Annotated in this window: 15 protein-coding genes; 10 read left to right on the top strand and 5 right to left on the bottom strand. The window is 60.1% G+C overall.

The window, feature by feature from the left end:
* Nucleotides 1–19: 19 nt before the first annotated feature.
* The 4 genes from BWP39_RS29760 to BWP39_RS29745 form a co-directional block, all read right to left on the bottom strand.
* Nucleotides 20–1,276, bottom strand: a complete 1,257-nt coding sequence (locus tag BWP39_RS29760) for a CaiB/BaiF CoA transferase family protein (RefSeq protein WP_096725765.1) — start codon at nucleotides 1,274–1,276, stop codon at nucleotides 20–22.
* Nucleotides 1,277–1,414: 138 nt separating this feature from the next.
* The gene (acuR, locus tag BWP39_RS29755; protein WP_096725764.1) at nucleotides 1,415–2,044 is read right to left on the bottom strand and encodes an acrylate utilization transcriptional regulator AcuR; all 630 of its coding nucleotides are present in this window, start codon (nucleotides 2,042–2,044) and stop codon (nucleotides 1,415–1,417) included.
* A gap of 101 nt (nucleotides 2,045–2,145) precedes the next feature.
* Nucleotides 2,146–2,451, bottom strand: a complete 306-nt coding sequence (locus BWP39_RS29750) for a putative quinol monooxygenase (protein WP_096725763.1) — start codon at nucleotides 2,449–2,451, stop codon at nucleotides 2,146–2,148.
* A gap of 192 nt (nucleotides 2,452–2,643) precedes the next feature.
* The gene (locus tag BWP39_RS29745) at nucleotides 2,644–2,940 is read right to left on the bottom strand and encodes a DUF4148 domain-containing protein (RefSeq protein WP_096725762.1); all 297 of its coding nucleotides are present in this window, start codon (nucleotides 2,938–2,940) and stop codon (nucleotides 2,644–2,646) included.
* A gap of 417 nt (nucleotides 2,941–3,357) precedes the next feature.
* On the opposite strand from BWP39_RS29745, the gene BWP39_RS29740 reads away from it, so the two are divergent.
* Nucleotides 3,358–4,068 (top strand): SDR family NAD(P)-dependent oxidoreductase, encoded by a 711-nt coding sequence (locus BWP39_RS29740; RefSeq protein WP_096725761.1) that lies wholly within the window; start codon nucleotides 3,358–3,360, stop codon nucleotides 4,066–4,068.
* 47 nt (nucleotides 4,069–4,115) lie between these two features.
* On the opposite strand, the gene BWP39_RS29735 is transcribed toward BWP39_RS29740, so the two are convergent.
* Nucleotides 4,116–5,069: a LysR family transcriptional regulator gene (locus BWP39_RS29735; protein WP_096725760.1), complete on the bottom strand. Its 954-nt coding sequence runs from the start codon at nucleotides 5,067–5,069 to the stop codon at nucleotides 4,116–4,118.
* A 147-nt stretch (nucleotides 5,070–5,216) separates the two neighbouring features.
* Here BWP39_RS29735 and BWP39_RS29730 point away from each other — a divergent pair, with 147 nt between their 5' ends.
* The 9 genes from BWP39_RS29730 to BWP39_RS29690 all read left to right on the top strand — a co-directional run bounded on the left by BWP39_RS29730 (nucleotide 5,217) and on the right by BWP39_RS29690 (nucleotide 13,439).
* Nucleotides 5,217–6,503 (top strand): MFS transporter, encoded by a 1,287-nt coding sequence (locus tag BWP39_RS29730; protein WP_096726256.1) that lies wholly within the window; start codon nucleotides 5,217–5,219, stop codon nucleotides 6,501–6,503.
* 94 nt (nucleotides 6,504–6,597) lie between these two features.
* On the top strand, nucleotides 6,598–8,130 hold the full coding sequence (locus tag BWP39_RS29725; protein WP_096725759.1) for a M81 family metallopeptidase: 1,533 nt from the start codon (nucleotides 6,598–6,600) through the stop codon (nucleotides 8,128–8,130).
* A 40-nt stretch (nucleotides 8,131–8,170) separates the two neighbouring features.
* Entirely contained in the window at nucleotides 8,171–9,220 is a 1,050-nt protein-coding gene (locus BWP39_RS29720; protein WP_096725758.1) for an alpha/beta fold hydrolase, read from the top strand.
* Nucleotides 9,221–9,304: 84 nt separating this feature from the next.
* Entirely contained in the window at nucleotides 9,305–10,318 is a 1,014-nt protein-coding gene (locus BWP39_RS29715) for a D-cysteine desulfhydrase family protein (protein WP_096725757.1), read from the top strand.
* Nucleotides 10,319–10,418: 100 nt separating this feature from the next.
* The gene (locus BWP39_RS29710; RefSeq protein WP_096725756.1) at nucleotides 10,419–10,787 is read left to right on the top strand and encodes a hypothetical protein; all 369 of its coding nucleotides are present in this window, start codon (nucleotides 10,419–10,421) and stop codon (nucleotides 10,785–10,787) included.
* A 186-nt stretch (nucleotides 10,788–10,973) separates the two neighbouring features.
* Nucleotides 10,974–11,213, top strand: coding sequence for a hypothetical protein (locus BWP39_RS29705; protein WP_096725755.1), 240 nt, complete (start codon nucleotides 10,974–10,976; stop codon nucleotides 11,211–11,213).
* Between the two features lie 82 nt (nucleotides 11,214–11,295).
* Nucleotides 11,296–11,544: a DUF2933 domain-containing protein gene (locus tag BWP39_RS29700; protein ID WP_157915200.1), complete on the top strand. Its 249-nt coding sequence runs from the start codon at nucleotides 11,296–11,298 to the stop codon at nucleotides 11,542–11,544.
* Between the two features lie 115 nt (nucleotides 11,545–11,659).
* Entirely contained in the window at nucleotides 11,660–12,025 is a 366-nt protein-coding gene (locus BWP39_RS29695) for a hypothetical protein (RefSeq protein ID WP_096725753.1), read from the top strand.
* A 112-nt stretch (nucleotides 12,026–12,137) separates the two neighbouring features.
* Nucleotides 12,138–13,439, top strand: a complete 1,302-nt coding sequence (locus BWP39_RS29690; RefSeq protein ID WP_096725752.1) for a TolC family protein — start codon at nucleotides 12,138–12,140, stop codon at nucleotides 13,437–13,439.
* Nucleotides 13,440–13,441 lie beyond the last annotated feature (2 nt).

Below are 13,441 nucleotides of genomic sequence, written 5' to 3'. Positions count from 1 at the left end.
TCAGTTCAGATTCGCAGCGTCATGCTGCAAGGCTTGCGGAGCGTTTCGGCTTGTCGTCGTCCGATCCATCATCGGCCTGCGACTCGTAAGCCCCCGATGCCGCCATCAACTCACGCAGAATCGCTTCGCGATGCTGGTCCACTGCCGGCGATTTCCTGACTATCGTCACGTCCTCATCGGGTGACGTGCTCATCTTGATCGGGCTGCCCGCGGTCTTCACCTTGCGCTCGGACTCGCCCTGCACATGGATAAACATATTGCGCGAGAGAAGCTGCGGGTGTTCGAGCACCTTGTCGATCGTATTGATCGGCGCGCACGGTACGCCGGCCCCGGTCAGCTTGCCGAGCCAGACATCGATCGGTGCGGTACGTGTGATTCGTTCTATCGCTTCGGTCAGCGCAGGCCGGTTTTGCACGCGCAGATCGTTGGACAGAAACCGCGGATCGAGCGCCAGCTCCGGCACACCTATCGCGTCTGCCATCAGCAGAAAGAGCTGATCGTTGCCGGCGGCGATGACAACACGGCCATCCTGTGCCGCAAAGCTTTCGAACGGCGCTAGCGAGGGGTGCGCATCGCCAGTCCGCCTGGGTACCTTCGCTTCGACGTCGAGCCGCGCAAATGCCGTTTCCATCAGCGCGGCCTGGCAATCGAGCATGGCAATGTCCACGTGCGTGCCCTGCGCGTCTCTCGATCGCTTGTACAACCCCGCCAGGATGCCTATCACCGCGAATAGCGATGCACCGAGATCGCCGAAACTCGTCCCCACGCGCGCGGGTGGCTGATCGGGCCAACCGGTCAGGCTCATGACACCGCCCATTGCCTGCACGACCATGTCATAGCCCGGCAGATCCTTGAACGGCCCGGTATGGCCAAAGCCCGAAATCGACGCATAGACGAGATGCGGATGCGTTCTTGCCAGTTGCTCGGCGCCATAGCCGAGTCGATCCATCACACCGGGCCGGAAGTTCTCGACCAGTACGTCGGACTTGTCGAGCAGACGGTCGAGTAGCGCGCGATCGCGTGGCGACTTGAAGTCGAGTGCAATGCTTTCTTTTCCGCGGTTAAAGCACATGAAGTACGCGGACTCGTCGTCGACGAACGGACCCCACGCGCGCGTATCGTCTCCTGTGCCGACACGCTCGATCTTGATCACCCGTGCCCCCAGATCCGCAAGCACCATCGTGCAATACGGTCCGGACAGTACACGCGAAAAATCGAGCACCGTTATGCCTTCAAGAGGCAAGCGCTTCTTTACTCCCGTTTTGCTCTCAGTCATAACCGATTCCTGGTGTGTATTGCCAAGTCAGATGCCTTGCCGGATTCAGTGCAATGCGTTCTCAACGCTCAAACGATCGGCGTACAGGTCGCCGATATAAATTAGACTGATCGTCTATAAATGCAGAAAAAAAACCGCCTACTCCAGCAAAGCAAAAAAGCCGTTCGCGAAAATGCGCAAGGCTTCAGGCCCACCTTCGAGCTTGGCCCTCAACACGGCGCCTTCCCAACCAATCCAGAAAAATGCGGCAAGTTGCGCGCAATCCGCGCCTTTAGCAATCTCGCCGGCGGCTTGCGCGCCCATCAGACACCTTGCGGTACGCGCTTCCCAGTCGGTGAAGACTTCACGCAGCCGCATCCGATGACTTTCCGGCAGCACGCTCATTTCCTGGCCCAGATTGCCGACCAGGCATCCGCGGCGAAAGCGATAACGTTTCATCCCGGCCTCTGCGTTCGAAACGAAATCCTGCAGGCGCTGTAAAGCCGGCTTTGATTCGTCCGTAAAGAATCGATCGAGCTTGCTCGCGAAATACGCCGCGTAACGATCGATCAATTCGAGGCCGAAGTCTTCCTTGCTTTCGAAGTAGTGATAGAACGAGCCCTTTGGCACGTTCACACTGCGCAAGATCTCGTCGATGCCAGTCGCGGAAAAGCCCTTCTCCGTGAGCGCAACGATTCCTGCGCGCACGAGAACCTCGCGGGTTTCGCTATAGCCGGCAAGCTCTTTCGGTGGGCGTCCTCGACGACGTGGAGCGGTCTGAGTGTTCATGTCGCGAATATTAGACCGATCGTCTATGAAACGCAAACTCATACGCTCAGTTGCAGCGAATCAACCTGGTTTATCGCGTGTGGCCATCGTCGCAAAGCCGCTCAGGCCAGCCGATTCTTCATCCCGAGAACGTCGATCGGTTCGATCGATGGAGGACTTGCCAGCAACTCTTCGGCACGCGCCATCAGTGCGGCGGCAATATGTCCGTTCAGATGGGCCTGACGATCCGCTTCATTCGCGAAGGCATCGAAGATGCCGAACGTCGTCGGCGAGAGCTTGAGGGCGAACCAGATCGGCGTGGTCGATTCCTGTCCTGCCATTTCAAGGCCAGCGTCAAGAAAACCTGCTACCGCCTGCTCTTTACCTGGTCTGGCTTCAAGCCGGACAAAAAACGCTTTGCTGATCATCTTCGTTCTCCAGTGTCCGCGTGAGGGGTTCATGCGGTGAGTCACACTGTACAAACAGAGCGCGTTGGCGAGTACCGTCGCAATCGACAATTTTCGTATTGATCCCGCCAGCCACGGTTCAAGCAGCGTTCAGGAAAATGAAAAAGCCACAAAGCCGAAGCTTTGTGGCTTTATGACAAGCTCGCCACACGCTTAGCGGGTGTACATCGCACTCCAGTCAGAAGCGGACACCCTGCTGCCGGACTGCGAAGTAGCGTTCGACGCGCCACCATAACCGCTGGAACCCCGTTGCGCGGACAGCTTTGCTTCGGCAGCCTGAATAGCGCTGGGGTACTGCGCCTGGTCGCCATCGCCAACGTGATAGCCGACGCTTTGAAGCTGAACGAGTTCATCGCGAACCTGAGTACGCGTTACCGGGTCTTGTGCATAGGTCACTGCGGGAATAGCGAAAGCGGCCGCGATGATTGCTGAGCGAAGGATCGTCTTCATGATAAATCTCCAGTCGGTGATTGAGGGCTTGCTCCAGACGTTGTTGTTTGAAGCAGTGACTGAACTCTAGGCGGCAACGATCCAGCGATTAACCCCATGCGATGAAACTCAATGTATGTCGACGCGTATCTAATCGTGTTTTCGCTGGTTTATAGGGGTATTTAGCCTCGTTCTGCTCGAGTACGAATGCGTGCATAAGTTGCTCGAAGCAATCCGCGTGATTCAAGCCTGGCGCAGCACAGCGACCACTGTCCCTCAGTGCTGTTCAGCACACCAGGCATTCATTTGTTCCTGGGGATCAATACTGTTTCACCGCGATGGGTGTGCGCAGACGGTGCGAATAAGCCTAGATTGCAGCCATCGGAGTCATCCACCCGATCAGCACAATCTCAGTTCACTTATTCCAGGAGCAACATCATGAGCAATTCGCAGAAAGTCGCCATCGTGACGGGCGCATCGCAAGGTATCGGTGCAGAACTCGTCAAGGCATTTCGTGAACGTGGCTATCGCGTCGTCGCGACAGCGCGCTCAGTGAAACCATCGACCGATCCGGACATCATTGCAGTGGCCGGCGATATCGGTGACCGCAGCGTTGCAAAGCGCGTGATCAACGAAGCCGTCACACGCTTCGGCCGGGTCGATACACTGGTCAACAACGCAGGCATCTTCATCGCCAAGCCGTTCACGCAATACACCGAAGAGGATTACGCGGCCATCCTTAGCGTGAATCTGAACGGTTTCTTCTACATCACGCAGCTGGCGATTGCCGAAATGGAGAAGAACAAGAGCGGGCACGTCGTGCAGATTTCGACCAGCCTCACCGACCACGCTATCAATGGCGTGCCGTCGGTACTTGCGTCCTTGACGAAAGGCGGTCTCAACTCGGCAACGAAGTCGCTTGCTATCGAGTACGCGAAGACTGGCATTCGTGCGAACGCCGTGTCACCGGGCATCATGAAGTCGCCCATGCACGCTCCCGAAACTCACGCAGCGCTAGGCGCATTGCATCCGGTGGGTCACATGGGTGAGATGAGCGATATCGTCAACGCAGTGCTCTATCTGGACTCGGCACCGTTCGTCACCGGTGAGATTCTTCACGTCGACGGTGGTCAGAGCGCGGGACACTGATTCTGGTTTAGTACGCGCGGTCGGTGAATGCCAGGTTGCCGCGCGCTTCATGCCGCCGTGCCGCGTGACCGCCGGCGCGGCTTGCGCACCGGCGGCGTGAACATCGACATCCTGTGCAAGATCCAGTTGAGTAGTTCCTGAGGTGCGGCAGCCAGCGGCCTGCCGGCCTTCACCAGCACCCTCGCCTTGACGCCGCGAAACAGCGGATGGTCGATTGGAACGACAACCAGCTCACCCGCCGCAAGCTCACGATAAGCCGCAAATTCGCCGATCAATGTGACGAAGTTCTCCGCGGCGACGAAGCGCTTGAGCGCGGTCAATGAACTGGTGGTCAATGTTGCGCGAATGTCGATATTCTCCGCGAGCGCCAGCATCTTCACGGCTTGTCCGATACCGAACGTGGTTGGCATCAACGCGAGCGGCCACGCAAGCACGTCTTCGATGCGCGCAGGACCGCCGCGACGCGCGAGCGGATGATCGCGCCGCACGAGCAGCACGACCGGCTGTGCCGAACTCGCGCGATACTCGATGCGCGGATGCGGCGGCGGATTGTACGCAAGCCCGATATGCGCACGGCTTTCGGCGACTTCGTTCAGTACGTCGTCGACAGAGAGAATGTCGAGACCGATATCGAGCCGCGGAAACTGCGCACAGAACGGCGTCAGCACCTCGTCGACAAGCATGTCGACATAGCCTTCGCTGACTGCTAGCTGAATCTGCCCCTGCTGCAAGCCCTGCATCGCATGCAACTGTTCTTCGAATTTCTCCTGCTGCGCCCGGTAGCCACGCCAGAACTCGAGCAGATGCGCGGCCGCTTCCGTCGGCTTGACACCGCGTGCCTCGCGCTCGAACAGCGTCACGCCCAGTTCCTCTTCGAGCAGTTTGATCTGCCGCGTGATCACTGACGGCGACGTGTTCAGACGATCTGCCGCGCCGCGAATCGTGCCGTGCGCAAGAACCTCGTGAAAGTACCGCAACCGCTGGTGATTGAGTTCGCGCATGATGCCGCTCCGTTGATTTCCGGGTTCCCGATGTGTTGCTCATAAAGCAACGATATGTGAACTTTGTTGCTCTTGCTAGTCAGGTTTTGCCTGGACACCATGGAGGCACATCAAAAGGCGCTGCCGCGCCGAGCCCCGGAGACCGACATGTCGACGATTCAGACGTTGAGCGAAGCGCGCAGTGTGCCGGCGCTATACAACCGGCTCAACTGGCGGCTGCTGCCGTTCCTGCTCGCCTGCTACATGTTTGCCTATCTCGACCGGGTCAACGTCGGTTTCGCGAAGCTGCAGATGCAAAGCGAACTCGGTTTCTCGGACGCGGCGTACGGCGTCGGCGCCGGCATCTTCTTTCTCGGCTACATCCTGTTCGAGTTACCGAGCAACCTGATGCTGCCGCGCGTGGGCGCGCGCAAAACCTTTAGCCGCATTCTCGTGCTGTGGGGTATCACGTCGGCGTCCATGCTGTTCGTGCACAGCGTGCCGACGTTTTACGCCATGCGCTTTCTGCTAGGTGTATTCGAGGCAGGTTTCGCGCCCGGCATGATCTATTACCTGTCGTGCTGGTACGGCCCGGATCGCATGGCGCGCGCGATCGCCATTGTGTTCGTCGCGGGACCGATAGGCGGCATCGTCGGCGGGCCGCTGTCGGCATGGCTGATGACGACGTTGTCCGGTGTCGGCGGTCTGTCCGGCTGGCAGTGGATGTTTCTCGTCGAAGGGTTGCCTTGCATCGTGCTCGGCGTGCTGACGCTGATGCTGCTGTCGGACCGGCCTGCCGATGCGAAGTGGTTAAGCGCCGACGAAAAGCAGTTGATCGAGCGCGAACTCGGACCAGTCGCCATGCACAGCCATTCGTTCGGCGCGGTCGCACGCGACCCACGTGTCTATCTTCTTGCACTCGCCTACTTCTGCATCATCTTTCCGATCTACGCACTGAGCTTCTGGCTGCCGACACTGATCCGCGAACAAGGCGTCACCGACACGATCCGTCTCGGCTGGACCAGCGCCATTCCGTATGTGGCGGCCGCGCTGGGGATGTACGTCGCGGGGCGCCGCTCGGACCGGCTCGGCGAGCGCCGCTATCACTGCGCGGTGCCAGCCTGTGCCGGCGCAATCCTGCTAGCTGCGTTCACGTTGTACAGCGGCAACCTCATCATCTCGCTCGCGCTGCTGACGCTCGCCACCGCTGCGATGTGGATGGCCTACACCGTGTTCTGGGCGATTCCGCCGGCATACATCAAAGGGCCCGCCGCAGCTGGCGGAATTGCGCTGATCAACACGATCGGGTTATCCGGCGGTTTCTGGGGACCCGCGATGATCGGCTGGACCAAAACGGCGACCGGCAGCATGCACACGGGTCTGTTCGTGATGGCCGGCATTGCGCTTCTCGCCGCTGTGCTGATCCTCACAAACCGGAAGCTCACACGCCTTTAACGCACTACCTCATCGTGCTTTCCGGCTGCACCTGCACGACACAACACAACGGAAAGCATCTTGCTCTTGCCTCGCCTAGAAGGATTTCCTGACCATGAAGATACTGATCGCCGGTTTCCAGCATGAAACCAACACCTTCGCGCCAACCCAGGCGTCCTATCAAAGTTTCATTCAGGGCGAAGGCTTTCCCGCTCTTGCACGCGGCACGGACGTGCTTGCGCTACGCGACGTCAACGTGCCGATCGGCGGTTTTATCCGTCATGCCGAGACGGCGGGACATGCGCTGATTCCCGTGATCTGGGCCGGTGCGAGCGCATCGGCGCACGTCACGCGGGACGCCTACGAACGGATTGCCGGCGAAATCGTCGACGCCGTGCGCGCAGGTGGCTTCGAGGCAATCTACCTCGATCTGCACGGCGCGATGGTCGCCGAGCATCTCGACGACGGGGAAGGCGAACTGCTCGAGCGGGTGCGCGAGATTGTCGGTGACCGTATGCCGGTCGTCGTGTCGCTGGACCTGCATGCGAACGTCACCGAGCGCATGCTGCAGCTCGCCGATGCACTCGTCGCGTACCGCACGTATCCGCACGTCGACATGGCCGAGACCGGCAAGCGTGCTGCGCAGATTCTCGATCGCATCACGCGCGACACCCGGCCGCTTGCGTGCGTGTCACGTCGCGTGCCGTTCCTGATTCCGGTGAACGGCATGTGCACGCTGGTCGAACCCGCACACGGACTGTATGACCGGCTCGATGCGCTCGAACGCGATACGGTGGTATCGCTGTCGTTCGCACCGGGCTTCCCGGCTGCCGATTTCCCCGAGTGCGGACCGGTGCTATGGGGCTACGGCTTCGAGACCGAAGCGTTAACCGTTGCCGTCGATGCGCTCTACAGCCGGATGCTGGCCGAAGAAGCGCAGTGGGAAGTGCCGTTCCTAACGCCCGACGAAGCGGTGCTCGAAGCAATGCGTCGCAGCGAGCACGCGGACAAACCGGTGATCATCGCCGACACGCAGGACAACCCCGGCGTGGGTGGCGACTCGAACACGATGGGTATGGTGCGCGCCCTACTGCACAACGGTGCGACCGGTGCGGCCGTCGGTGTGATCTGGGATGCGGATGCGGCACAGGCCGCGCATCGTGCGGGTGTCGGTGCCCGTATCGAGCTTGCGCTTGCGGGTCGCTCCGGTGTGCCAGGCGATGCACCGCTCGAAGGGGTGTTCGAGGTCGAGTATCTGTCGGACGGGCACTTTCGCTTCGATGGTCCGATGCTGAACGGCATGCCCGGCGATCTCGGCCCGGTGGCGTGTCTGCGCATCGACGGCGTGCGCATCGCGGTTAGCAGCGTGAAGATGCAGGTCTTCGACCGCAATCTGTTTCGCGTGGCCGGCATCGAGCCCGAACACATGAAGATCCTCGTCAACAAGAGTTCGGTGCATTTCCGTGCGGACTTCGAGGCGATCGCCGATTCGATTCTCGTTGCCAAGGCACCAGGCCCGATGGCCGCCGACCCAACCGATTTACCGTGGCAACACCTGAATCCGCAGATTCGCGTGCGTCCGATGGGTCCGTCATTCGGTGCATTGCGCGACGCACGCTCGGCAGGCGTCCCTGCCGGTTCCCATTGATCGATTGAACTTCAACACATCTTGAACTGGAGAAACACGTATGTCTGACTCAATCAACACACGTCGTCGGCTTTTCCTCGGGACGGCTGCAGTCGGTATCGGCACGATGGACCTGAGCTTCGCCGGTCTCGCGCGTGCGCAGTCCTCGTCCAGCGCGTCTGCGCCGGGTACGCGCACGACGGCATCGAGTGCGTCGTTCGACGACTTGCGGCAGATCGATGCCGGTCTGCTTAACGTCGGCTATGCCGACATCGGACCGGCCAACGGTCCAGTTGTGATCCTGCTGCACGGCTGGCCCTACGACATTCACAGCTTCGTCGATGTGGCGCCTCTGCTCGCGTCCGCAGGCTATCGGGTGATCGTGCCGTATCTGCGCGGCTATGGCACGACGCGTCTGCGCTCCGCCACCACGGTGCGCAATGGTCAGCAAGCCGTCGTCGCCGTCGACGTCATCGCACTGATGGACGCCCTGAAAATCGACAAGGCCGTATTCGGCGCTTTCGACTGGGGTGCGCGCACAGCCGACATCATCGCTGCGTTGTGGCCCGAGCGCTGCAAGGGGCTGGTGTCGGTGAGCGGCTATCTGATTGGCAGCCAGGAAGCGAACCGCGCACCGCTGCCGCCGAAGGCAGAATTCGCATGGTGGTACCAGTTCTACTTCGCAACCGAGCGCGGTCAGCTCGGTTACGAGGCGAACCGCCACGATTTCAACAAGCTGATCTGGCAACTTGCATCGCCGAAATGGAACTTCGACGATGCAACCTATGACCGCTCCGCCGAATCCTTCAAGAATCCAGATCATGTCGCGATCGTGATTCACAACTACCGCTGGCGTTTGGGGCTTGCACAGGGCGAGCCGCAATACGATGCGCTGGAAAAACGTCTCGCTACCGGACCGGTGATTACCGTGCCGACCATCACGCTCGAAGGCGATGCGAACGGCGCGCCGCATCCGGACCCGGCGTCGTACGCGAAGAAGTTCGTCGGCAAGTACGCGCATCGCACGATCACCGGTGGCATCGGGCATAACCTGCCGCAGGAAGCACCGAAAGCGTTCGCCGATGCGGTGATCGATGTTGCGAAGCTTTGACGCGCAGACGGGTGTCAGCACTAACCCGTCGACCGCGGTAAGCTTTACGTGAACGTCCGATCAGATAACTTGTGGGGGAATTGAATGGCATCGCGAGCACCGGACCTTTCCCGGTTTCCTAAAGCACAATTGCGCGACGGACCTTCACCGATTGTGGCGCTACCCAGATTGAGTCGACACCTGGGCGGCGCCGCCATCTATGTCAAGCGCGAGGACGTCGATGGCCTGGGCGGCGGAGGCAACAAGCTACGCAAGCTCGAGTTTCTGATCGGCGAAGCGCAGGCAATGGGTGCCGATACGGTTATCACGGTCGGTGGCCGACAGTCGAATCATGCGCGCCTGACTGCAGCGGCCGCCGCACGCGTTGGCATGAAATGCGAACTGGTGCTCTCGCGGCTCGTTCCGATCGAAGACGACGACTACGTTGAAAATGGCAATGTCGTGCTGGACCGCCTGTTTGGTGCAGTCATTCACGACATTCCAGGAAACGTTAGCGCACTGCAGGTTGCGGAAGAACGCGCTGCAACGTTGCGCAGCCAGGGACGCACGGTTTATGTGTGCCCTCTGGGAGGATCGAGTCCGGTGGGTTGTCTGGGCTACGTCTCCTGTGCAATCGAGATTCTCGATCAGTCGCGTGAAAGCGGTATTGAGTTCGACCATATCGTGGTTCCCAATGGCAGCGGTGGCACGCAGGCGGGTTTGATAGCCGGTTCGATCGCTTCTGGTGTGCCGCCGACGAAAGTAGTCGGCTATACCGTTCTGGCGCCGCTCGAAAAAGCCTTTACGACCACCTGCGAGAAAGTCCAGCAAACGCTTGCCTTGATCGATCCGAGTCTCACGTTCTCTACTAGTGACGTCGTTCTGCATGGCGACCAGCTCGGAAGCGGCTACGGGTTACCTACCGATTCGATGCGTCGTGCAGTGAGCCTTCTGGCCAGCCAGGAAGGTCTTCTGCTGGACCCTGTGTATAGCGGCAAGGCGTTCGCGGGTTTGATCGAGGGTGTTGAAAGCGGCAGGTTCGGTGCAGGTCAAAAGGTGCTGTTTCTCATGAGTGGAGGGACGCCCTCGTTGTTTGCCTATCGTTCGACGTTTGCCTGATTGCGGGTTTAGTCCGAATCGCATCTTTTTCGACAAAAACCTTGACCTTCCCCCACTGGGAAGGTCCACCATCCAGCAATCCTGTACCTGACCCAAAGCCGTGAATTTCCTGACCAAACTGATTGCCTGCTTTCTGATCGCCTGGTTGCCGATACTCGGCTACCCGGCACAGGCACCGGCTTGCTCGGGAATGTCGACAGCGATGTCGTCATCGTCATCGCATGAATACCAGTCGATGACCGGCAGTGGGCACGACCACAAGCACGACAGCGCGGCGCCGTGCGTCAAGCTGGACACGGTCTGCCAGACCGGCATGAACGACCTGTATTGCGGCGTGCCAGGCGTCCTCCCCTCATCCCATCGAACGATCGCGGCAACAACGTCATTGCCCGAGTATCGGCGTGTGAATCACACCCTCGACGCGCAGTTCGTTCCCGAACCGCCGCAACGTCCACCGCAAAGCGCGTAACTCCCCCGTTGCAAATCGCTTGCAGATCGATCGGCGGACGGCGCTCGCGCGCGTCCCGACGATCTGTCGGCTGGAAAGCGCACGACACTTTTGCCGTCCAATCCATGTGATTGAAGACGCGAGTTCGTCCGCGCATTCCCGATCCGACCATACAACCCGCATTACCTCCCTTTTCCGGAGTTCACCATGAACATCAAACAACTGACGATGTCCCTCGTGCTGGTATCGATCACCGGTTTTGCCGGCGTAGCCATGGCCGCTGGCGGCGCGCGCGGCGGAGCGTATCCAAACGCGTCTGTTGCCACGCAAGGTACCGCTCAAGCAGCGGGATCCGCTGCGAATGGCCAGATGAGCATGGCCGCCTGCCCGATGATGAGCAACGGCACTTGCCCGATGATGAGCCAGCATCCCGGCAGCAAGAGCTAACACTTAACCTCGCTAATCCATGTTTCACCGATGCCTCGGGATCGCTGTGATTCCGAGGCTGGAGCCTTCCATGAAATGCAACATGAAATTCCTGCTGAAGATCGCCGGCGCGCTGGCGGCAGTTGTCGCGCTCGCATATTGGGCGCTGCCGGGTTATCGCGCGGAGATCCTGGCTTTGATGCCGCTCTCCGTGGTGGTGTTGTGTCCGCTGTCGATGATGGTGATGATGTGGGCCATGCAACGCCACGATGAGCAGGCGAATCCTGCGCCGCTACCGCCCGCTGCCAGCCCGACGTTGGCCCATGAGCCGGGCCGGACAAACCAGCGGTAAGCGACCGGAACGGCGTGGACTCTGTTATGAGTTCGCCTATGACTTCGTCCACGTCGTTTCATCCAGTGCAAATGCAGTCAAATCCGTTTCAAATAGCTACGCTATACTTCGTGCGATGAAATTCCTGCGGACACTTCTCGTTTTGCTGCTCTGTGCGGTGCTGCCCCTAAGCGGGCTGGCAGCGAGCGGCACGATTGGTGCGTGCCCGATGGAATCCGCCATGTCCGCCGACGCCAACGCCATGTCTACCGACATGCCCGGTTGCGATTCGATGAGCCCTGCATCGAGCGAACATGACAAGTCGAAGGTATCGCTGTGCAAGGTCAGTGCGCAGTGTCAGATGGGCAGCCTCTATCACCCCGTTTCTGTTCCCACGGTGACTCGACCCGCCGGGTCGTTTGTCCCTGTCAGCTTCCACTACACCCAGTCGCTCTCCATCCGCGCGCCGGATGGCCTCTGGCGTCCACCGCAGTCCCTCTAACTCCATCGTTCTGGTTTACCGCCCTGGCGCGGTGATGTCGTCCTGTTTCGGGACGTGAGTTCGTGTGTCCGCTCGTGCGGCACTACACGGCTCGACCATTCGAGGTTAGACCATGCTTTCCATCATCGGCTCGCCGGCATCGCGGCGTGCCTGGGCTCGCTCATGTGTGCTCCTGTGTGCGCTTGGCCTGTTGTCCGGCCGCGCGGCCTACGCTCAAGACGTCGGCTTGACGCTCGACGAGGCACTGCAACTCGCGACCAGTCGCTCGTCCTCGATCCAGGCGGCGCAAGCGTCGGTTCGCGGCAGTTCGGACGTAGTCGTCAAGGCCGGAGAATTGCCCAATCCCACGCTGAATCTCAGTGTCCAGGACTTGCCTGTCAACGGACCCAATGCGCTAACCATCGGGCAAGACAACTTCACGATGCGCGGCATCGGTATTCAGCAGGAGTGGGTTTCGCCTGCCAAGCGCCGGCTGCAGACGTCGCTAGCCAATCGGGTGGTCGAACGCGACCAGTCGACGTACCTCGAGAAAGTCGCCGAGGTGCGTCAGCAAGCCGCCATGGCCTGGCTCAATGCCATCTATGCGAAGCGAGCCGTCGCGCTCAATCAGGCGCTAGTGGACCATCTGGGCCAGGAGCTTGCGGCGAGGCAAGCATCGTACCGGGGCGCCAAAGGAACCGCAGTCGATGTCGCCCAAGCCAACCTGACGCTCGGCAATGCACGCGACGAACTGATCAATGCGCAGCAAGACGAGAAGACCGCATTGATCGTGCTGTCGCGCTGGACCGGCGCCGGCAACGTGCTGGAAGTGGCTGGCACGCCGCCGGAATTCGAGTCACAGGTGCCGAGTTTCAGCACCGATCACCTCGCCCAGGTACAGCCTTCGTTGATCGCAGCCCATGCAGCCATCTCACTCGCTGACGCCGATACCGACGTTGCCCGCAGCAACCGGAATCCGAACTGGACCTGGGGGCTGACCTACTTCAAGAGCGGTGGAAAGTATCCGGACTACGTGTCGGTCGGCGTCACCATTCCTTTGCCGATCCATCGCAGCCATATCGAAGACCGCGATGTCGCGCAGAAGTCGGAGATGGGTACGCAGGCGCGGCTCACCTATGAAGACACCGAGCGTCAGGTTGTCGCCGATATCCAGAGTCTGACGACGAAGCTCGCGAGCGGTCGCGAACGCCTCGCCAACGCGAAGCAAACCATTCTTCCCGCCGCCGAACAAAAAGTGCAGCTGGCCAATGCCGCCTATCGATCGGGTGCCGGCACGCTCGCAGATGCACTGGATGCGCGGCACACGCAACTCGAAGCAGACCTTCAGGTGCTGAACCTCGAACGCGAAGTGTCTCTCGTCTGGGCACAGCTCGAATACCAGGTTTTGCCAACCGACCTGACCGCCAGCCAGTAAGG

Source organism: Paraburkholderia acidicola (assembly GCF_002362315.1).
Classification (GTDB): Bacteria; Pseudomonadota; Gammaproteobacteria; order Burkholderiales; family Burkholderiaceae; genus Paraburkholderia; species Paraburkholderia acidicola.
Note: the sequence above shows the minus strand (reverse complement) of the source record. Positions and strands in the feature narration are given on the sequence as shown.